Origin of the sequence: Brevundimonas sp. NPDC007368 (assembly GCF_042869015.1) — a bacterium.
Taxonomy (GTDB): domain Bacteria; phylum Pseudomonadota; class Alphaproteobacteria; order Caulobacterales; family Caulobacteraceae; genus Brevundimonas.
This window is the reverse complement of record NZ_JBIAFA010000002.1, coordinates 305,147-325,061: the sequence shown is the minus strand read 5'-3', so window position 1 is coordinate 325,061 and position 19,915 is coordinate 305,147. Positions and strand designations below refer to the sequence as shown.

Annotated in this window: 21 protein-coding genes; 10 read left to right on the top strand and 11 right to left on the bottom strand. The window is 68.1% G+C overall.

What is annotated here, in order from left to right; translation table 11 throughout:
- Window positions 1–885, bottom strand: a complete 885-nt coding sequence (gene copD, locus ACFYLW_RS05270; RefSeq protein WP_312065816.1) for a copper homeostasis membrane protein CopD — start codon at window positions 883–885, stop codon at window positions 1–3.
- A 17-nt stretch (window positions 886–902) separates the two neighbouring features.
- Window positions 903–1,262, bottom strand: a complete 360-nt coding sequence (gene copC, locus ACFYLW_RS05265) for a copper homeostasis periplasmic binding protein CopC (protein ID WP_312065818.1) — start codon at window positions 1,260–1,262, stop codon at window positions 903–905.
- A gap of 137 nt (window positions 1,263–1,399) precedes the next feature.
- On the opposite strand from copC, the gene ACFYLW_RS05260 reads away from it, so the two are divergent.
- The 4 genes from ACFYLW_RS05260 to ACFYLW_RS05245 are packed head-to-tail and all read left to right on the top strand — an operon-like array spanning window position 1,400 to window position 4,981.
- Window positions 1,400–3,880: a heavy metal translocating P-type ATPase gene (locus tag ACFYLW_RS05260; protein WP_312065820.1), complete on the top strand. Its 2,481-nt coding sequence runs from the start codon at window positions 1,400–1,402 to the stop codon at window positions 3,878–3,880.
- Window positions 3,877–4,296 (top strand): Cu(I)-responsive transcriptional regulator, encoded by a 420-nt coding sequence (cueR, locus tag ACFYLW_RS05255; RefSeq protein WP_312065822.1) that lies wholly within the window; start codon window positions 3,877–3,879, stop codon window positions 4,294–4,296. Before ACFYLW_RS05260 ends, cueR begins: the two co-directional genes overlap by 4 nt.
- Window positions 4,293–4,490 carry a heavy-metal-associated domain-containing protein gene (locus ACFYLW_RS05250; protein ID WP_312065824.1) on the top strand — a complete coding sequence of 66 codons (198 nt, stop codon included), beginning with the start codon at window positions 4,293–4,295 and terminating at the stop codon, window positions 4,488–4,490. The genes cueR and ACFYLW_RS05250 overlap by 4 nt, the downstream gene beginning before the upstream one ends.
- A 2-nt stretch (window positions 4,491–4,492) precedes the next feature.
- Window positions 4,493–4,981, top strand: coding sequence for a DUF411 domain-containing protein (locus ACFYLW_RS05245; RefSeq protein WP_312065825.1), 489 nt, complete (start codon window positions 4,493–4,495; stop codon window positions 4,979–4,981).
- A gap of 68 nt (window positions 4,982–5,049) precedes the next feature.
- Here ACFYLW_RS05245 and ACFYLW_RS05240 read toward each other — a convergent pair whose 3' ends face one another.
- The 7 genes from ACFYLW_RS05240 to tpiA form a co-directional block, all read right to left on the bottom strand.
- Window positions 5,050–5,610 carry an RNA polymerase sigma factor gene (locus ACFYLW_RS05240; protein WP_313472382.1) on the bottom strand — a complete coding sequence of 187 codons (561 nt, stop codon included), beginning with the start codon at window positions 5,608–5,610 and terminating at the stop codon, window positions 5,050–5,052.
- A gap of 5 nt (window positions 5,611–5,615) precedes the next feature.
- Window positions 5,616–6,056: a periplasmic heavy metal sensor gene (locus tag ACFYLW_RS05235; protein ID WP_312065828.1), complete on the bottom strand. Its 441-nt coding sequence runs from the start codon at window positions 6,054–6,056 to the stop codon at window positions 5,616–5,618.
- The gene (locus ACFYLW_RS05230) at window positions 6,056–6,328 is read right to left on the bottom strand and encodes a hypothetical protein (protein ID WP_313472383.1); all 273 of its coding nucleotides are present in this window, start codon (window positions 6,326–6,328) and stop codon (window positions 6,056–6,058) included. Before ACFYLW_RS05230 ends, ACFYLW_RS05235 begins: the two co-directional genes overlap by 1 nt.
- A gap of 101 nt (window positions 6,329–6,429) precedes the next feature.
- A complete protein-coding gene (locus ACFYLW_RS05225; RefSeq protein WP_292082702.1) occupies window positions 6,430–6,561 on the bottom strand; it encodes a hypothetical protein in 132 nt (43 codons plus the stop codon).
- Between the two features lie 78 nt (window positions 6,562–6,639).
- Entirely contained in the window at window positions 6,640–8,292 is a 1,653-nt protein-coding gene (locus tag ACFYLW_RS05220; RefSeq protein ID WP_292082700.1) for a CTP synthase, read from the bottom strand.
- Window positions 8,293–8,413: 121 nt separating this feature from the next.
- Complete coding sequence (gene secG / locus ACFYLW_RS05215; RefSeq protein WP_312065864.1) at window positions 8,414–8,827, bottom strand: preprotein translocase subunit SecG; 414 nt, start codon at window positions 8,825–8,827, stop codon at window positions 8,414–8,416.
- A 108-nt stretch (window positions 8,828–8,935) separates the two neighbouring features.
- Complete coding sequence (tpiA, locus tag ACFYLW_RS05210; protein WP_312065865.1) at window positions 8,936–9,685, bottom strand: triose-phosphate isomerase; 750 nt, start codon at window positions 9,683–9,685, stop codon at window positions 8,936–8,938.
- A gap of 133 nt (window positions 9,686–9,818) precedes the next feature.
- Here tpiA and ACFYLW_RS05205 point away from each other — a divergent pair, with 133 nt between their 5' ends.
- Together ACFYLW_RS05205 and trpE are read left to right on the top strand one after the other, a co-directional pair.
- On the top strand, window positions 9,819–11,750 hold the full coding sequence (locus tag ACFYLW_RS05205) for a peptidylprolyl isomerase (RefSeq protein ID WP_312065867.1): 1,932 nt from the start codon (window positions 9,819–9,821) through the stop codon (window positions 11,748–11,750).
- On the top strand, window positions 11,747–13,288 hold the full coding sequence (gene trpE / locus ACFYLW_RS05200; RefSeq protein WP_312065868.1) for an anthranilate synthase component I: 1,542 nt from the start codon (window positions 11,747–11,749) through the stop codon (window positions 13,286–13,288). Before ACFYLW_RS05205 ends, trpE begins: the two co-directional genes overlap by 4 nt.
- Here the strand turns inward: trpE and ACFYLW_RS05195 are convergent.
- Window positions 13,285–13,473 (bottom strand): hypothetical protein, encoded by a 189-nt coding sequence (locus ACFYLW_RS05195; RefSeq protein ID WP_312065869.1) that lies wholly within the window; start codon window positions 13,471–13,473, stop codon window positions 13,285–13,287. The two genes, trpE and ACFYLW_RS05195, sit on opposite strands and share 4 nt — an antisense overlap.
- A 109-nt stretch (window positions 13,474–13,582) precedes the next feature.
- Between ACFYLW_RS05195 and ACFYLW_RS05190 the strand changes: the two genes are divergently transcribed.
- From ACFYLW_RS05190 to lexA, 4 genes are all read left to right on the top strand, one after another.
- Window positions 13,583–14,173 carry an aminodeoxychorismate/anthranilate synthase component II gene (locus tag ACFYLW_RS05190; RefSeq protein WP_312065871.1) on the top strand — a complete coding sequence of 197 codons (591 nt, stop codon included), beginning with the start codon at window positions 13,583–13,585 and terminating at the stop codon, window positions 14,171–14,173.
- Window positions 14,174–14,177: 4 nt separating this feature from the next.
- A complete protein-coding gene (gene trpD / locus ACFYLW_RS05185; protein ID WP_312065873.1) occupies window positions 14,178–15,215 on the top strand; it encodes an anthranilate phosphoribosyltransferase in 1,038 nt (345 codons plus the stop codon).
- Window positions 15,212–16,009, top strand: coding sequence for an indole-3-glycerol phosphate synthase TrpC (gene trpC / locus ACFYLW_RS05180; protein WP_312065875.1), 798 nt, complete (start codon window positions 15,212–15,214; stop codon window positions 16,007–16,009). The genes trpD and trpC overlap by 4 nt, the downstream gene beginning before the upstream one ends.
- 1,122 nt (window positions 16,010–17,131) lie before the next feature.
- The gene (gene lexA / locus ACFYLW_RS05175; RefSeq protein ID WP_312065877.1) at window positions 17,132–17,824 is read left to right on the top strand and encodes a transcriptional repressor LexA; all 693 of its coding nucleotides are present in this window, start codon (window positions 17,132–17,134) and stop codon (window positions 17,822–17,824) included.
- Here the strand turns inward: lexA and ACFYLW_RS05170 are convergent.
- Window positions 17,805–19,811 (bottom strand): ComEC/Rec2 family competence protein, encoded by a 2,007-nt coding sequence (locus ACFYLW_RS05170; RefSeq protein WP_313472385.1) that lies wholly within the window; start codon window positions 19,809–19,811, stop codon window positions 17,805–17,807. The two genes, lexA and ACFYLW_RS05170, sit on opposite strands and share 20 nt — an antisense overlap.
- Window positions 19,812–19,915 lie beyond the last annotated feature (104 nt).

Genomic DNA, 19,915 nt, shown 5'->3' with positions numbered 1-19,915 from the left:
TCAGAGGGATGCCGGCGGCGCCAGCATCCCCATCGTCCCGACTAGGGCCAGGATCAGAGCCCCCAGCAACAGCTCGGCGCCAAGGCTGAGCCTCAGCCCGCCCAGACCGCCCTGCCCCCGCTCCAGCGCCGGGGTCGAGCGGAACCGATGTAGCGCCGCCAGCCCCAGCATGGCCGCGAACGCCGCCAGCTTGACCGCCAGCAGACGGCCATAGGGCGTCTCATTCAGGCTGACGACGCGCTCGATCCCGACCAGATAGAGGCTGTTGATCAGGCCCGTCACCAGCAGCACGGCGACACAGATCGTCCCGACCTGGGCGAAGCCGCCCAACGCCGTCGCCAGCGCGCCTTGCGCCGCCGAATCCGCCTCGATCCGTCGCGTCGCCAGAACCACGAAGGCCAAGACGGCGCCCAGCCAGATCAGGGCGGCGACGGCGTGCAGGATGTCGGCGGTCAGGTGCAGCCAGCGACCCGGCCCCTCGGTAGCCGCGCCGTGGCCGGTCCAGGCGAAGCTGGCCGCGACGACCAGACCGAGGGCCAGACCCGCCAGCCACAGACCCCGTCCCGGACGCAGCGCCAGAACCGCCACCAGCAGCAAGAGCCCCGCCCCGATCCGCACCACATAGGCGACGCCCAACGACGTGCTGCCGACGACGAAGCCCAGCGCCTCCGGGTTCAGCGCCTGATCCAGCGCCCCGGCCATCAGCCCGGTCTGCAGGGCCAGGGCCGCCGTCGCCAGCAGCGCCAGCAGGACCGCGCTTCCCCCCAGGGCCGGGCGCGCCCAGCCGGGCACCTGCCCCCCGAAGACCCCGCCGCCGTAGAGCATGAAGGCAGGCACCCCCAGGGCCACTGCCGCCGCCGCGTACTGGGCCGCGCGCAGCCCCATCAGCCAGGCCTCCATCATCAGCGCACGGTGAAGGGAACGGAGCCCGTCATGCGGTGGCCGTCGCTGGAGGCCAGCCGCCAGTTGATCACATAGGCGCCCGCCGCCAGAGGTCGAGCCACGGGGGCGCTCAACGTCTTGCCGTCCTCGCTGACGCTGGTGCGCACCGGCGTCTTCACCCCTGCGGTGTTGACGACCTCGAAGGTCGAGAAGGCCGGAGCCATCTTCTCGCTGAAGGTCAGGCTGAGGACGCGCGGCGAGGCCACGGTCGAACCCGCCGCCGGGGTCGAGCTGACCAGACGCGCATGGGCGGCGGCGACGCCGGGCAGCATCAGGGCCGTGGCGACGGCCAGAGCAGGCAGAAGGCGAAACAGGGTCATGGGGCGCTCCAAAGGAAAATCGGCTCTCGAAACCCCTACGCGCCGCCCAGGTCCGCCCCTCGCAAAAGGGCCGTTGACCTTGCCATGACGGGAAGGTTTAGAAGGTTCAGGCTGAATAACGACACAAGGCTCCGCCCATGTCTGACGCCTCCCTGAAAGTCCTCGATCTGCCGGTCCTCGGCATGACCTGCGCCAGCTGTGTCGGCCGAGTCGAGAAGGCCGTCCGCGCCGTGCCCGGCGTCACCGAGGCCAGCGTCAACCTGGCCGCCGAGCGCGCCCATGTGGTGCTGGACGGCGGGTCTCCCGCCGCGGTCGCCGCCGCCATCCGCTCCGCCGGCTATGAGCCGATGGAAGAAGAAGTCGGCTATCCCGTCCGCGAGATGACCTGCGCCAGCTGCGTCGGTCGCGTGGAGAAAGCCCTGGCCGCGGTGCCGGGCGTGCTGAGCGCCAGCGTCAACCTGGCGACCGAGCGCGCCACCGTCCGCTTCCTCTCGGGCGCCGTCGCCTTCCGCGACCTGGCCGCCGCCGTGCAGCAGGCTGGCTATGTGCTGGAGCAACCGGAACAGACCGGCCTCGACGCCGCCGACCGTGAGCAGGCCGCCCGCGCCGCCGAGATCCGCAACCTGGGCCGCGCCGTCCTGATCGCGGGCGGCGCCACCCTGCCCCTGTTCGTGCTGGAGATGGGCTCGCACTTCGTGCCAGGCATGCACCACTGGCTGGAACAGACCATAGGCACGCAGAACTGGCGGATCATCAGCCTCGTCCTGGCCAGCTTCGTCCTGTTCGTTCCGGGCCTGATCTTCTTCCGCAAGGGCGTGCCCGCCCTGCTGCGCCGCGCGCCGGACATGAACTCTCTGGTGGTGCTGGGCGCCAGCGCGGCCTGGGCCTTCTCGACCGTGGCCACCTTCGCCCCCGCCCTGCTGCCTTCCGGCACGGCCAACGTCTATTTCGAGGCCGCCGCCGTCATCGTCACCCTGATCCTGGTCGGACGCTGGATCGAGGCCCGCGCCAAGGGTCAGACCAGCCAGGCCATCCGCCGCCTGATGTCGATGCAGGCCAAGACCGCCCGCATCGTGCGCGACGGCGTCGAACAGGACGTGTCGATCGACACCGTTCAGGCCGGCGACATCATCGTCGTGCGCCCCGGCGAGCGCGTCCCCGTCGACGGCGTGGTGACCGAGGGCTCGTCCTACCTCGACGAATCCATGCTGACCGGCGAACCTATCCCGGTCGAAAAGACCGCAGGCGCCAAGGTCGTCGGCGGCACCCTGAACACGACCGGCGCCTTCCGCTTCGAGGCGCAACAGGTCGGCGCCGAGACCGTATTGGCCCAGATCGTCCGCATGGTCGAAACGGCCCAGGGCGCCAAGCTACCCATTCAGGCCTTGGTCGACCGCATCACCGGCTGGTTCGTCCCGGTCGTCATGGGCGTGGCCGTCCTGACCTTCGCCGTCTGGTATCTGTTCGCGCCCGATCCGGCGCTGGGCATGGCCCTGGTCGCCGCCGTGTCGGTGCTGATCATCGCCTGCCCCTGCGCCATGGGTCTGGCCACCCCGACCTCCATCATGGTGGGCGTCGGCCGCGCCGCCGAACTGGGCGTCCTGTTCCGCAAGGGCGAGGCCCTGCAGGCCCTGCAAGGAGTCAAGGTCATCGCCTTCGACAAAACCGGCACGCTAACCGCGGGCCGCCCGGAACTCACCGACCTGAACGTGGCTGACGGCTTTGCCGAAGACGACGTCCTGGCCCTGGTCGCCGCTGTCGAGGGCCAGTCGGAACATCCTGTCGCACGCGCCATGGTCGAGGCCGCCGCCGGGCGCGGCCTCAGCGTCGCCCGTCCCGAAGACTTCACCTCCGTGCCCGGCAAGGGCGTGGCGGGCGTGGTCGCCGGCCGCCGCATCGAGGTCGGCGCCGACCGCTACATGGCCGATCTGGGCCACGACGTCGCCGTCTTCGCCGAGGACGCCGCCCGTCTCGGCGACGAGGGCAAGACGCCGCTCTACGCCGCCATCGAGGGCCAGCTGGCCGCCGTCATCGCCGTGGCCGACCCGATCAAGCCGACTACCGCCGCCGCCATCCAGGCCATGCACAGCCTGGGGCTGAAGGTGGCCATGATCACCGGCGACAATCGCCGCACGGCCGAGGCCGTCGCCCACCTGCTGGGCATCGACGAGGTCCACGCCGAGGTCATGCCCGACGGCAAGGTCGCCGCCATCAACGCGCTGAAGGCCGGCGGCCGCCGCGTCGCCTTCGTCGGCGACGGAGTCAACGACGCCCCGGCCCTAGCCTCGGCCGATGTCGGGCTGGCGGTCGGCGGCGGCGCCGACGTGGCCATCGAAAGCGCCGACGTGGTCCTGACCGGCGGCGACCTGCGCGGCGCGGTCAGCGCCATAGGCCTGTCGCGCGCCACCATGACCAATATCCGCCAGAACCTGGCCTGGGCCTTCGGCTACAACGTCCTGCTGATCCCGGTCGCGGCGGGCGTCCTCTATCCGGCCTTCGGCTACATGCTGTCGCCCATGCTGGCGGCGGGGGCCATGGCCCTGTCCAGCGTCAGCGTGGTGCTGAACGCCCTGCGCCTGCGCGCCTTCAAAACCCACATCCACGGAGCCGCCCAATGAATATCGGCAAGGCCTCCCTCGCCACCGGCGTCTCGGCCAAGATGATCCGCTACTACGAATCCGTCGGCCTGATCCGACCGTCTGAGCGGACCGAGAGCAATTATCGCGACTTCAACGAGCGCGATCTGAACGACCTGCGCTTCATCCGCCGCGCCCGCAGCCTTGGCTTTTCGGTCGAGGAGATCGCCCGCCTGCTCTCGCTATGGCGCGATCACAACCGGCCCAGCCGCGAGGTGAAGGCCATGGCCGAAAAGCACGTCGCCGACCTCGATGCCCGCATCAAGGAAATGCAGGCCATGGCCGACGCCCTTCGCGACCTGTCTCGCTGCTGCGCCGGCGACGACCGCCCCGACTGCCCCATCCTGTCCGACCTGGCGGGTTCGCCCGCCGCCGCTTCTGAAGGAGCTTCTCAATGATCGTCCTGACCATCCCCAAGATCCGCTGCGAAGGCTGCGTGGCCTCCGTCGAAAAGGCCATCCATTCGGTGGACGCTTCCGCCGGCATCAAGGCTGACATCGACGCCCGCCGCGTCGAGGTGACCACAGAGGCAGACCGTCAGGTCCTGCTGACGGCCCTTGCCTCGGCCGGCTATCCGGCCGAGGCGGTCTGACCATGAACAGGATGAAGATCGCAACCCTCGCCTTCGGCGCCGCCATTCTGGGCGGCGCGGGCTTCCTGCTGAACGGCCTGCCCACCCCGGCCCAGGCCTCGGACATGACCGTCTACAAGAGCGATTCCTGCGGCTGCTGCGGCGGCTGGGTCGAGCACATGCGCAAGGCCGGCTACGCCATCCGCGTCGTCCCGACCGACGACCCGGCCCCGGTCAAGGTCCGCCTGGGCGTGCCGGAATCGCTGTGGAGCTGCCACACCGCTGTCGTCGATGGAAAGGTGATCGAGGGCCACGTTCCGGCCGCCGCCGTCGACGCCTTCCTGAAGGCGCCGGGCGTCGCACGCGGTCTCGGCGTGCCTGGAATGCCGACCGGCTCGCCCGGCATGGAGGCCCCCGGCTACGCCCCCGAACGCTACGACGTCATGCGCTTCGGCGCCGGCCAGACCGCCCGCTTCATGACCTTCGTCGGCGCGGAACGCGCCGGCTCGTAACACCGCTCACGTCATGCAGAGCTGACGAGGCCTCCGGGAGTTCGCTCCCGGAGGCCTTTCGCTGGGTTCTATTCAGGCAAGACCTGCAGATGCGCGGCCAGCTTCTGACGCGCTCGGGCCACGCGCATTTCCACGGCCTTCACCGACAGGCCTAGTATTTCGGCGGCTTCCGCCTGACTCCGCTCCTCGATGGCGGTCAGCAGCAGCGGCTCTTTCAGCTTGGGCGGCAAGGCCGCGATCGCCGCCTGCAACCGCCGCGACCGGGCTGCGGCGTCATGGCGATCCTCGACGCTGGCCTCGCCGTCCGCGACGACCAGGGCCTCCCATGAGTTGATATCAGGACCGCCGAGAAGCAGCCTGCGAACGCGACGGCGGCGGCTCCAGTCGCGGCACTTGTTGATGGCGATGGTTCTCAGCCAGGCTTCAAACGACCGGTTGGGGTCATAGCGGCCAATGGCCAGCCAGGACGCTGCATAGGCCTCCTGCACCAGGTCATAGGCCTCCTCGGGGTCGCCGATATACCGGCGCACGAACCGATAGAGCCCCGCCTTGGTCTCGCGCATGAGCGCGTCGAACGCCGCGACGTCGCCGCTGGCGGCTCGCGCTTGCAGAGCCTCGCGTTCCGGCACGGAGGCTATCGAGCGTCTGCGGACAGCGCCTCGACCATGCTCCGGTCAAAACGACGCGCCTGGGCGTCAGTCATAACGGACCGCATTTCGAAAATGTGAGCGATGGTGGCTTGCTGCAGATCGCCCATGGCGTCGTGAAAATGATCGACGGCGGGCTGAACCACCCGGCTGTCGCCGTTGCTGACCCTGATCGCCTCGGCCAACTCGCGATTGGCGGCCTGAACGCGGCCTTCAAGCGCAACGCGTTGGCCAGCAAACCGGGCTTCGATGTCCTCGATCTCCCGATATTGCTCGGGCGACAGATCCAGATGCTCGTGAACGATCTCATGCAAGGACGGCGGCGTCTGCTTGTTGAGAACCCAGGTCGCGCCGGCCCAGGCGCCGATCCCGCTGGCGGCGGCGGCCAGGGCGACCGTCACGGCGATGGATTTCCAGGCGATCACCATCAGCCGACTTCCATTCGCGCCAGCGGCGACATGGCCGCGGCTGTGAAGACCGACATCTCGGAGGACGCGGTCGTCTGCGCGAACTTCGCCCCGAGACCGCCGTTGGCGATCCCAACCAAAAGCGCCAGCGCCACGGCGGCCAGACGTATCCGCTCGGTCGCCCGCTGCGACTGGATCGCCTTCACCCGGCTCCAGACATCCTCTTCCAGGCGATCAAGCGAAGCGCCTTCGGCCGTGGAAGCACGCGCCAGCCAATATCCCAGATCTTCCATGACCAAAGCCTTTCGCGTCCCCAATGACGAATACGCACCATTGGCGTTCATCCCTCAAGACGTCGCAAAAAGGTCTGGTGCGGCCCGCGGTCTGGCCGCGATCAAGCGCCCGAATGGAAAAGTCGCAGCATGGCGCTCGCGACAGCGCCCAGCACGCCGACGCTCGCGATCAATCCAAGGATCAGCACGGCCTTGAAGTGCCGATGAAGAAAGTAGAGAATTTCACCCGCCATCTGCGTCTGCCCAGTGATTGCGGCCCATATTGGCACAATACTGGACAAACGCTGCAACAAGCGTGCGTGAACCTCGTCTTAGACGAGACGGCTCTGCACCACGGCCGCGCCGATGAAGCTGGCGAACAGCGGATGCGGCGCGAACGGGCGGCTCTTCAGCTCCGGGTGGTACTGAACGCCGATGAACCACGGGTGATCCGGGCGCTCGACCGTCTCAGGCAGGACGCCGTCAGGCGACAGGCCCGCGAAAACCAAGCCAGCCTTCTCCTCGATCGCTTCGCGATAGTTGATGTTCACCTCGTAGCGGTGACGGTGGCGCTCGCTGATCTCGGTCGCGCCATAGATCTCTGCAATCTTTGAGCCCGACTTAAGGGTGGAGTCATAGGCGCCCAGACGCATGGTGCCGCCCAGGTCGCCGCCTTGCTGACGCAGGACGCGCTGGTTGCCTTGCGTCCACTCGGTCATCAGACCGACGACGGGTTCTTCCGCCGGGCCGAACTCGGTCGAAGTCGCCTTGGGGAAGCCGGCCAGGTTCCGCGCCGCCTCGATCACCGCCATCTGCATGCCGAAGCAGATGCCGAAGTAAGGGATCTTGCGTTCACGGGCGAAGCGGGCCGCCTCGATCTTGCCCTCAGCCCCGCGCTCGCCGAAACCGCCGGGGACCAGGATGGCATGGGCGCTTTCCAGCCGCTGGGCGCAGGCTTGCGGATCGCCCTCGAAGGTGTCGGCCTCGACCCAGTCGATGTTGACCTTGACGTTGTTGGCCACGCCGCCGTGGTGCAGGGCCTCGATCAGGGACTTATAGGCGTCCTTCAGGACGGTATATTTGCCGACCACGGCGATGGTGACTTCGCCATCGGGGTGCAGGCGACGGCGCACGATCTCCTGCCAGCCGGTCAGGTCAGGCTGGGGCGCGTCGGTGATGCCGAAGTGGGCCAGGACTTCGCTGTCCAGACCTTCGTGGTGATAGTCCAGCGGCACGGCGTAGATGTCGGCCGAGTCCATCGCCTGGATCACGCCGCTCTCGCGCACGTTGCAGAACTGACCGATCTTGCGCTTTTCCTCCGCCGGGATCGGCTGCTCGCAGCGGCACAGCAGAATGTCCGGCTGGATGCCGATGGAGCGCAGTTCCTTGACCGAATGCTGCGTCGGCTTGGTCTTCATCTCGCCGGCCGTCTTGATGAAGGGCAGCAAGGTCAGATGGACGAAGCAGGACTGACCACGCGGCAGGTCCTGTCCCAGCTGGCGGATCGCCTCGAAGAAGGGCAAGCCCTCGATATCGCCGACCGTGCCGCCGATCTCCACCAGGACGAAGTCCACGTCCGCGCCGTCGTCGGTCTTGGCCGGGCTGAGGCAGAACTGCTTGATCTGGTCGGTGACGTGCGGAATCACCTGGACGGTCGCGCCCAGATAGTCGCCGCGACGCTCCTTCTCCAGGATGGTCGAATAGATGCGGCCGGTCGTGACGTTGTCGGACTTTGCGGCCGAAACGCCGGTGAACCGCTCATAGTGGCCCAGATCAAGGTCGGTCTCGGCGCCGTCGTCGGTCACGAAGACCTCGCCGTGCTGATAGGGGCTCATCGTCCCCGGATCGACGTTCAGATAGGGGTCCAGCTTGCGCAGGCGGACCTTGTAACCTCGCGCCTGCAAAAGAGCGCCGAGAGCGGCGGAGGCGAGGCCTTTTCCTAGCGAGGAAACCACGCCGCCGGTGATGAACACATAGCGAGCCATGGGCGGACACCTTACTCCATGATTCGCGGCGGGAGCATGGCCCGACGCAAAACAACTGTTGAACATAAGAAGAAAGCGCGCCCTGCGGCGCGCTTTCGGGGATTTCGTATCTGTAGGCGGCTTACTGAGCCGGTGCTGGCGCCGGGGCCGGAGCGGAAGCCGCCGGGAGGCTGGCTTCCAGATCGTCCAGCGACGGGGCGGCGGGCGCCGCCGGGGTCGGCGCGGCGGGTTCAGCCGGAGCCGTCTGTTGCTCATTGCCCACGGCGATGGCCCCGACGGCGTCGGCGTCGATCACCGACCGCGAGCCGCGGGCGAAATTGCCGGCGATGGTCAGGCTGATGGCGCAGACGAAGAAGGCGATGGCCAGGATAGAAGTCGCGCGCGTCAGCAGGTTGCCCGCGCCGCGCGCGGTCATGAAGCCCGACGGGCCTCCGCCCATGCCCAGGGCGCCGCCCTCGGAGCGTTGCAGCAGGATCACGGCCGTCAGGGCGACCGAGATCAGGATCATGGCGACGAGCAAGATGGTCTGGAGCATGGTGTCAATCATGTGGGCGCGCAGATGCGCCGATCAAGCGGCGGCGTCTAACACCGATGCGGGACCGGGGCAAACACCGAACGAAACAGGGCGAAGAAATCGCGACGCTTACGCCGCGCGAATGATGCCCAGGAAGTCCCCGGCCTTCAGCGAAGCGCCGCCGACCAGAGCGCCGCCGACTTCGGCCACGTCCAGAATTTCCGCCGCGTTCGACGGCTTGACCGAACCGCCGTACAGGATCGGAGCGACCCGACCGCCCTCGCCCAGCCTGGCGACCATGGCGGTGCGCACTGCGGCGTGCACTTCCTCGATCTGCTCCAGCGTCGGCGTCAGGCCGGTGCCGATGGCCCACACCGGCTCATAGGCCACGGCAAACGCCTTGCCCGAGAGGCTGACCGGCAGAGAGCCCGCGACCTGACGGCTGACGACTTCGACCGCCTGCCCGGCTTCGCGCTCCGCCAGCGTCTCACCGATGCAGATGATGGGCTCCAGACCGGCGGTCAGCGCGGCTTCCACCTTGGCGGCGACATCAGCGTCGGTCTCGCCAAATCCGGCGCGACGTTCGGAGTGACCGAGAATCACCAGAGAGGCTCCAGCATCGACCAGCATGTCGGCCGACACCGAACCCGTGAACGCGCCCGCCGCCTCGGCATGGCAGTCCTGGCCGCCCAGTTCGACGGACGTACCAGTCAGAACGCGCCCCATCCGCTCGATCAGCGTCGCGGGCGGGCACAGGGCCACGCGACAGGCCGCAGCCTGCTCCTGCAAGGCTTTCGCCAGAGCTTCAGCCTCACCCAGGCTCGCGCCCAGACCGTTCATTTTCCAGTTGCCGGCGACCAGCTTCACAGATTGTTTCATGGCCGCCTCTTTAGGCGCCGTTGTCGCGGAAGCCAAGATGTTGCGGTCCGTCCGCTTGCGGCGCCCTAGGGACTGCCCCTATACGCCAACGTGGCGCCCCTTTGACGCCGGCCCTCGTCAGGTTTCTGTCTCGATGATCACGCTGTTCCGCAACTTCGCCAAATCAAAATGGGCTGCGGGCCTGTTCGCCCTGCTTATCCTGAGCTTCCTGATCGTGGGCGCCCAGTCGGACGTCTTCTCGAGCTTCGGACCCAAGCACGTCATCGACGCCGGCGACCGCAGCGTCGGCGCCCAGCAGTTCCGCGGCGACTTCGAGCGCGTCCGCGCCAACTTGCAGGAGCAGGCCGGTCGCCCCGTATCGTTCGACGACATGGTCAAGGAGAACATCCACACCCAGTATCTGGAAAGCCAGACCCAGCGCATGGGCTTCCTGGCCTGGGCCTGGAACGCCGGCATCCGCCCCGGCAAGGAACTGGTGCTGAAGGAAATCCGCCGGATCCCGGCCTTCTTCAACCAGGTTTCGGGCCAGTTCGATCAGGACCGTTACGAGCAGGCTCTGGCCGCGCAAGGCATGACCTCGGAGATGCTGGAGCAGGACCTGCGCGATCAGTATGTCGCCAGCCAGTTCGGTGCGGGCGTCTTCGCCGGCGCGCGCGTGCCGCGCATCTATGGCGCCCTGCTCGCCGGTCAGGCGCTGGAAACGCGCGATGGGCGCTGGTTCACTGTGACCCAGGCGATGGCCGGGGCCGCTGGCGCGCCGACCGACGCACAACTGACCGCCTTCCTCAATGAGAACGCCGCCCAGCTGCGCCGTCCCGAATTCCGCATGATCTCGATCGTGCTGTTCAATCCCGGCCCCAACAGCCAGGCAGCGCCGATCACCGAAGAGCGCATTCGCGAGCGTTTCGAGTTCCGCAAGGCCGCACTGTCGAACGCAGAAAAGCGCACCTTCGTGACGCTGACCGTCCCGAACAAGGCCGCCGCCGACCGCGTCGCCGCCGACCTGCGCGCCGGCAAGACCCCGGCCGAGGTCGCCGCCGCCAACAAGATCGAGGTCAGCACCTATAACGACACGCCGCAGAGCGCCCTGGGCGACCCCGCCGTCGGCGCCGCCGTCTTCGCCCTGCCGGCCAACCAGGTCTCCAACCCGATCCAGGGCCGCCTGGGCTTCACCGTCGCCAAGGTGACCGGCGTCACCGCCGGCGCGCCCGCCACGCTGGAAAGCGTCCGCAACGCCCTGGTTCAGGAGCTGCGCGCCGAAGACGTGAAGGGCGAGACCTACGCCAAGGTCGAGAAGTACGAAAAGGCCCGCCAGGAAGGCAAGAACCTGGCCGACGCCGCCCAATCGGTCGGCGCCCGTCTGGTGCAGCTGCCGCCCTTCACCGCTGACGGCCGCCTGCCCGACGGTCAGCCGCTGAACGCGCCGCGTCAGATCTTCGAGTCCGCCTACGCCCTGTCCAAGGGCGGCGAGAGCGACATCATCGACGCCGGCGAAGGCCAGTATTTCGCCGTCCGCGTTGACGACATCCGTCCGGCTTCGCTGCCGACCCTGGCCGAAGTTCGCGCCCCTCTGGCCCAGCAATGGACCCTGCGCGAAAACGCGCGCCGTCTGTCGGCCAAGGCTGAGGAGCTGGCCGGTCGCATCCGAGCCGGCGAGGACATCGCCAAGGTCGCCGCCTCGGCCGGCGCCCAGCTGGCTACGCGCACCGCCGTCCAACAGAGCCAGGCCAGCCAGACCGAACTGGGCGAAGGCGTCCTGCGCGGCCTGTTCGGTCAGGGCAAGGGCCAGGTCTTCACCGGCGCGGCGTCGCAGAACAGCTTCGTGGTCGGTCATGTCGACGCCATTCACGCCGCGGTTCCCGCCCTGGCCGCGCCCCTGGTCGAGCAGGTTCGCCCGCGCCTGACCCAGACTCTGGCCAACGCCATGGTCGAACAGAGCTTCACCGCGGCTGCCGCGCGCGTGAAGGCCAAGAACGACCCGGCCGCCGCCGTCGCGGCCCTGGGCATCGAAGCCCCTGCCGCAACCGCTCCGGCGGCTCCAGCCCCCGCGCCCGCCAAGAAATGAGCGCAGGCGTTGGACACGAAGCTGAACGCGCCGCGTTTGTCTCTGGCCTGAAATCAGGCCGCCCCCAGGTCGTCGTTCGCCGCTTGATCGACGACCTGGAAACGCCCGTCTCGGCCTTCCTCAAGGTCGGTCACGGACGGCCCTACGCCAGCCTGCTGGAATCGGTCGAAGGCGGCGCGGTCAACGGCCGCTATTCGATCGTCACCCTGGCCCCCGACGTCGTCTGGCGCTGCCGCGACGGTCAGGCCGAGATGGCGCGCGGCGAAGCCGTTCTGGCCGACCGGTTCACGCCCGAGGACCGCCCAGCGCTGGAGTCGCTGCGCGCCCTGATCGCCGCCACCCGGTTCGACCTGCCCGACGATCTGCCGCCCATGGCCGCCGGCCTGTTCGGCGTCTTCGGCTACGACATGGTGCGGCTGCTGGAGCCCCTGGGCCCTGCGAACCCCGACCCGTTGAACCTGCCCGACGCCGTCATGGCGCGCCCGTCGCTGGTCGCCATCTTCGACTCGGTGAAGCATGAGATCGTCCTGATCGCCGCCGCTTACCCCGACAGTGCGGCTGATCCCGACACGGCCTTCAGCGCCGCCCTCGCCCGCCTCGACGACTTCGAGGATCGCCTTCGCGGCCCCCTGCCGATCCAGCGCGAAGCCGCGCCGGTTCCTGCCCCAGAATTCCGCTCGCCCGTCGATGCCGCCGGCTTCGACGCCATGGTCGCCAGGGCCAAGGACTACATCGCCGCCGGCGACATCTTCCAGGTCGTGCTGGCGCACCGCTTCTCGGCCCCGTGGAACCAGGACCCGTTCGCCTTCTATCGGTCCCTGCGTCGCGGCAACCCGTCGCCCTATCTCTTCTTCCTCGACTACGTCGATTTCCAGCTGGCTGGCTCCAGCCCGGAAATCCTGGTCCGGTTGAAGGATGGTCGCGTCACCATTCGCCCCCTTGCCGGCACCCGCCCGCGCGGCGCCACGCCCGAACTGGACAAGGCGCTTGAAGCCGAACTTCTGGCCGATCCCAAGGAACGCGCCGAACACCTGATGCTGCTCGATCTGGGCCGCAACGATGTGGGCCGCGTCTCATCGCCCGGTTCGGTCGAGGTGACGGAGAGCTTTGTCGTCGAGCGCTACAGCCAGGTCATGCACATCGTCTCCAACGTGCGCGGCGCCGCGGATCCCAAGCTGGACGCGGTGGATACCCTTTTGGCCGCCCTGCCCGCCGGCACCCTGTCCGGCGCACCCAAGGTCCGGGCCATGGAGATCATCGACGAGCTGGAAACCGAGAAGCGCGGCGTCGGCTATGGCGGCGGCGTGGGCTATATCTCGGCCAATGGCGAGGCGGACATCTGCATCGTCCTTCGCACCGCCATGTTCGCGGACAACAAGATCTTCGTTCAGGCCGGCGCCGGCGTCGTCGCCGACAGCGACCCGGCGGCCGAATACGCCGAAACCCTGGCCAAGGCCCGCGCCCCGATGAAGGCGGCCGAGGACGCGTGGCGATTCACCGCGACGACTCGCGGCCAGGGCGCGAACGGCTCAGTCTAAGGATTGGAAACCGTGGAACCCTGGTCGAACGACACGCCGGGGCCGACGACCATGGTCCCCGCCAGCAGCACCGCCGCCGTCGCGGCGAAGGCGGCCGCCGCCAGCAGGCGCAGCGGCTTGGGTTGTTCTATGGCCGGCTCATCGAGCAGGGCCTGGGCGTCGCGGATGGCTTCTAAGCGGGTCAAGACGGATTTCTTCCGATGGCGATGCTCCTGTATCGCGCGGACAGCTTAACGTCCGCTTTCAGTCCGCCTTCGCTTGGCGCGTCGTCACTCCCGTCTTAAGAACCCTGCCATGATCCTCGTCGTCGATAACTACGACAGCTTTACCTACAATCTCGTCCACTACCTCGCGGAGTTGGGCGCCCAGACGCACGTCGTCCGCAACGACGACCTGACGGTGGACGAAGCCTGGGCCCTGAAGCCCGAGGCCGTGCTGCTCTCGCCCGGGCCCTGCGCCCCCGATCAGGCCGGCATCTGCCTGCCCCTGATCACGACCGCGCCGCTGGACATGCCCATCTTTGGCGTCTGCCTGGGCCATCAGGCCATCGGTCAGGCCTTTGGCGGCGACGTCATCCGCGCCAAGACCCTGATGCACGGCAAGACCTCGCCGATCGAGCATGAGGGCCGCAGCGTCTTCGCCGGCCTGCCCTCGCCCTTCACCGCCACCCGTTATCACTCCCTGGCTGTGCGCCGCGAGACCCTGCCGGCCGAACTGGAAGTCACCGCCTGGACCGCCGACGGCGAGATCATGGGTCTGGCCCATCGCACCCGGCCGATCCACGGCGTCCAGTTCCACCCGGAATCCATCGCCACCGAGCATGGCCACGACATGATCGCCAACTTCCTTGACCTGGCGGGCGTCAAGCGGCTGGCCACGGTCTAGACCGATGGATGGTTTCAAGCCTCTGCTGGGCAAGCTGGTGGACGGGCGTGTCCTGACATCGGATGAAGCCCACGCCTTCTTCTCGGCCTGCCTGCGCGGCGAACCGACCCCGTCGCAGGTCGCCGCCGCCGTCACGGCCCTGCGCATCCGCGGCGAGACGGTGGACGAGATCGTCGCCTTCGCCACCGCCATGCGCGACGCCGCCCTGTCGTTGGATCACGCCTTCGACGAGGTGATCGACACTTGCGGCACCGGCGGCGACGGCCAGCACACCTATAACGTCTCGACAGCCGCCGCCTTCGTCCTGGCGGGCGCCGGGCTCAAGGTCGCCAAGCACGGCAACCGCGCCATCAGCTCCAAATCCGGCTCCTCCGACGTCCTGGCCGCGCTCGGCGTCAACCTCGACGCCACCGTACCGCAGCAAGCCCGCGCCCTGCATCAGGCCGGCATCGCCTTCCTGTTCGCCCCCACCTATCACGGGGCCATGCGCCACGTCGGGCCGGTGCGCGCCGAGATCGGTTTCCGTACGGTTTTCAATCTTCTGGGCCCGCTTTGTAATCCTGCGCACGCGAACCGTCAGGTCATGGGCGTCTATGATCCCGCCCTGCTGGAGCCTTTGGCCGAGGTGCTGGGCCGCCTCGGCGCCCGGCGCGCCTGGACCGTCCACGGCCAGGGTCTGGACGAACTGACCACGACCGGCCCGACCGAGGTGGCCGAGTGGAAAGACGGCGCCGTCCGCCGCTTCACCGTCACCCCCGCCGACGCCGGACTGCCGCTGGCGACGCTGGACGACCTGCGCGGCGGCGACGCCGAGCACAATGCAGCGGCGCTGACGGCCCTGCTGGCGGGCGCGCGCGGTCCCTATCGCGACATCGTCGTGCTGAACGCCGCCGCCGCCCTGCTCGTGGCCGATCGCGCCGCCGACCTGCGTGAAGGCGCCGAACTGGCCGCCGCCGTCATCGACGACGGTCGCGCCGCCCGCGCGCTGGAAACCCTGGTGCGCGTCACCAACACCCCTATCCAACCTGACGAGGCCGCATGACCGACGTTCTGGCGAAGATCGCCGCCTACAAGCGCGACGACGTGGCCGCCCGCAAGCTCGCGACCTCTCAGGACGCCATCGAGGTCCTCGCCGCCCAGGCCTCGGCCCCGCGCGGCTTCCGCGCCGCTCTGGAACGGGTCGCCGAAGAAACCGGCCGCCCCGCCCTGATCGCCGAGATCAAGAAGGCCAGCCCGTCCAAGGGCCTGATCCGCGCCGACTTCGACCCGCCCGCGCTGGCCAAGGCCTATGAGCGCGGCGGCGCCACCTGCCTGTCCGTCCTGACCGACGGCCCCAGTTTCCAGGGCGACGACGCCTTCCTGGCCGCCGCCCGCGACGCGGTCGCCCTGCCCTGCCTGCGCAAGGACTTTCTGGTCGATCCCTGGCAGGTGGCCGAGAGCCGCGCCCTGGGCGCCGACTGCATCCTCATCATCCTGGCCATGGTCGACGACGCCCTGGCCGCCGACCTGCTGGCCGAGGCCGAGCGCTTCGGCATGGACGCCCTGATCGAGACCCACGACGAGGCCGAAATGGCCCGCGCCTGCAAGCTGGGCGGCGATCTGGTGGGCATCAACAACCGCAGCCTTCGCACCTTCGAGGTCGACCTCGACGCCACCGAGCGCCTGTCGATGCTGAGCCCCGTGAAAGCCCTGCTGGTGGCCGAAAGCGGCATCTTCACCCCTGACGACGTTCAGCGCGTCGCCGACGCCCACGCCCAGGCCATCCTCGTCGGCGAAAGCCTGATGCGTCAGGACGACGTGGAAGCGGCGACGAAGGCCCTGCTGTCGCTGAGTTAACGTCGGATATCGGCCCAGCAGGAAATGTCAGCTTCCGACCCGTCGCGGACGTTGGCGGGGTGCAGCTCTTACCACCTGCGCTCATGGATAAGCACGATTGTCTCAAACAGCTTTCCGTCTGGGTATCTATCAAACTGGCTCGACAGGCGCTGATCGACAGGTGATCCGCCATCGATGCTAACCGTCACTGTAAATCGGCACTCGGGGATGCCGTAATATGATCCACAGGAGACGTCTCGAACGCCAATGAGGGACACGTTGTCGTTTGGACGCTGCTGAAAGCGTGCGGTCCGCTCCGAGTAGCTGGACCAATGCGTCTGAACATATGCGACGACTTCCTCGTTGGTCGGAGCGACTAGCGCTGACGAAATGGGCGCGCTGTGACCCGTCATTCCCGTACAAGCCGCGATCAAACAGCCTGATAACGCGACAGGCGCGTGCGTTCGCACATGACGCCCAACCGGATTGATCATGGGCATCACGGGGTCTCCTGTCTTTCGGATATAAATGTGGAACATCCGCTTCCCATTTTTAGCTGACATCGACGGCGACCGCTTTTCGGCCTGGAGGCCAATGTCCGCTCTGGGCTCCGGTGCCCAGGACCGTAATCGACCCATTGCGGAACTTGACGATAGACTACTTTCAATGTCCCGTTTGTAGGTGCCCAAAACTACACCCCACCATCACCCGATCGTTCGCTGGCTAGACCGAGAGTTCGATCATGAGTTTTACCGTGTGGGAAACTGGCTCGTCCTCATAGTCTCAGTGGGGTTAGTGCCAATGCTGCTTTTCGGAGCTACAGCAGCCACGGTCGCCATTAGTGTGATCTGGGGAGCGCCCTGGTGCTTGCTCTTCGGCTGGAGAGGATATTTTTGGATCCAGCGGTTCGAAGCTCGTGAGCGACGACGGCGCGAGAGACAGAGGCGCAGGCGTCTCAGACACGTCAATGAGGCTGATGAGGGGGCCTCATGAGTCGGTGTTGCAGCTTTCCACCCTTAGCTGACATCCAGAGAAACCGCTTTGAGCGGCAGCGCCCCCTCAACGCGGCCGAGTTGACATTCAGCAAGAACACTTACAGAACATCCTCAACGGTTCACGCCTTGTTCTGGAAGCCTTGCGCCCATGCTCACCAAGAAGCAGCACGAACTCCTGATGTTCATTCATGAACGGATTCAGGAAACGGGCGTCTCGCCCTCCTTCGACGAGATGAAGGAGGCGCTGGATCTGGCGTCCAAGTCGGGCATCCACCGCCTGATCACGGCGCTGGAGGAGCGCGGCTTCATCCGCCGCCTGGCCCACCGCGCCCGCGCGCTGGAAGTGACCAAGCTGCCGGAACAGGCGACCGCGGGCGCGCCGCGCGGCCACGCGGGCTTCAAGCCCGGCGTGATCGAGGGCGGCGGTCGCCCTCGCGCCGCTGAGCCTGCCAACGACACGCGCGAACTGGCCCTGATGGGCAAGATCGCGGCGGGCACCCCCATCGACGCCATCGAGCATGAGACCGCCCGCTATCCGGTACCGGAAACCATGCTGGGCGCAGGCGAGCACTATCTGCTCGAGATCGAGGGCGACTCGATGATCGAGGCGGGCATCCTCAACGGCGACATGGTGATAATCAAATCGACCGCCGACGCCTCGTCCGGCGAGATCGTTGTGGCCCTGGTCGAGGGTGAACAGGCGACGCTGAAACGCCTGCGCAAGAAGGGCGCCTCCATCGCCCTGGAGCCCGCCAACCGCAACTACGAGACCAAGATCTACGGCTCGGATCAGGTCGCGGTTCAGGGCAAGCTGGTCGGCCTTATCCGCCGCTATCACTGAAGTCGGGATCGGCCTGACGGGTCCAGGGCCTGCGCCCCCTCACGTCGGTCGCCCAGACCGCCTTCCAGCCCGCGCCGACGCGCCACAGCTCGACCGAGCCCCCGCGCGCGTAGTCCACGCCGTCCAGCACCAGCCGGTCCGCGCATGAAGCGGGCAACCATGTCAAATCGGCCCGGCTGCTGACGACCGACGCCGACCGGCAGATCGCGTCCAACTGCTCGACCGACGGCGCCTTCTTGCCCCACCACAGGGCGACCGGCCCGGCCTCAGGTGCTTCCGGCGCGCAGAACGACCGCCTGCAGGCCCAGCCCTCCTCCGGTCTCGGCGTCAGTGCCAACCCGCGCCGCCGCGACCACAGATCGGCCGCGAACTGGCGGACGCCGGGCCGCACCACGACCGCCGCCTCGGCCGGCCGCCAGGCCGCATTGGTCCCGCCGTCGCCGATCCACAGATCCGGCGCCGCCGGACGCGGCCAGATCAGCACCGCCGCCGCCAGCGGCAGGCCCAGCCAGCGCAACCGCCCGCGCCACAGGCAGATGAACAGGATGCCCAGGAAAGCGACCGGCAGAGCCGCCGCCGGCGCGCTGGCTATGGTCCGCACCGCCCCCGGCAACCCCGCCGTCCAGTGGCCGATGGCCAGCATCAGATCGACGCCCTTGCCCGCCAGCCACAGGAAGGGCGCGCCCAGCCCCAGCGGCTCCAGCGCCGCGCCCAGCGCCAGCGCGGGCATCAGGATGAAGTCCGCGACCGGCGCCGTGCCCAGGTTGGCGACCAGGCCATAGACGGCGGTGCGGTTGAAATGCTGCATGGCGAACGGCCCGGTCGCCATGCCCGCCACCAGACTGGCGGTGCAGGCGATCAGCAGCCAACTGCCCAGCCTCTGCGCCGCCACGATGGGCCAGGGCGCGGAGATCTCCTTGATCCGGCGCGGCCAGACCTCGGACAGCGCTACCAGAGCCGCTGTCGCCGCAAACGACATCTGGAACCCTGGCGTGACGATGGCCTCGGGTTGCAGCAACAGAACCGTGAAAGCCGCCACCGCCAGGGCGTGCATGGTCACCGCCTGACGATCCAGCAGGATGGCGACAAAGGCGATGGATGCCGTGATCGCCGCCCGCTCGGCGGGCGGCGGCGCGCCCGACACCACCAGATAGGTCCCGACCGCGATCAGCCCCGCGACCGCCGCGACCTTCTTGCCCGACACCCTGAGCGCCAGCCACGGCCAAAGCGCGACGCCCAGCCGCACGGCGAAGAAGACAAAACCGCCGACGATGGCCATGTGCAAGCCCGAGATCGACAGGATATGCGCCAGCCCGGAATCGCGCATGGCGTCCAGATCCTCGCGCCCGATCCAGGTCTCATGTCCCGTGGTCATGGCGGCGGCGATCCCGCCCGTCCGCTCGCCCAGCCGCGCCACGATCCGCTGCGCCAGGGCATAGCGGGCAGCATTGATCTTCATCGCCATCCGCACTCGCCATGGCGGCTCTGGCAGAGCGGTCGGCCGCGTCTGGCCCAGCGCGAACAGCGTCCCACCCATACCCTGGAAATAGGCGTTGCGACCAAAGTCATAGGCTCCCGGGCTGGCCGGCGCGGGCGGCGGATTCATAATGCCGTAGAGCCGCACGGCCGTTCCCGGCGCAGGGGGCGCGCCGCGCACCGTCGCCCGCAACCGAACCGGCGTCGCCTCGGGCGCCAATCCCTTGATCCGCACCGGCGCCACGACGATTCGCGCGCCGCGCTCGCCGGGGCTGTCGACATCCATGACCCAGGCCTCGACCATGGCCGGTTCGGCCAAGGTCGGCGCGATCGGCCCGCTGACCGCCTCGGTCCTGAGTTTGGCGACCGCCGCCCCGCCGCACAGGCAAGCCAGCATCAAGAGCAGCAGGGTCCAGCGCGGCGCCAGCCCCACCCGCCGCCCTGCCAGCCAGGCCCCGCCTGTCAGCACCGCCGCCAGCATCAGCGGCCATCCCGCCGGCTCAATCTTCAACGCGAAATAGATCGCACACCCGCCGCCAAAGAAGACCGGCGCCCACAATCGCCACCGATCTGTCTGCGCCGCGACCTCGGCGCGCGCCCCGTCAAGAACCCTTA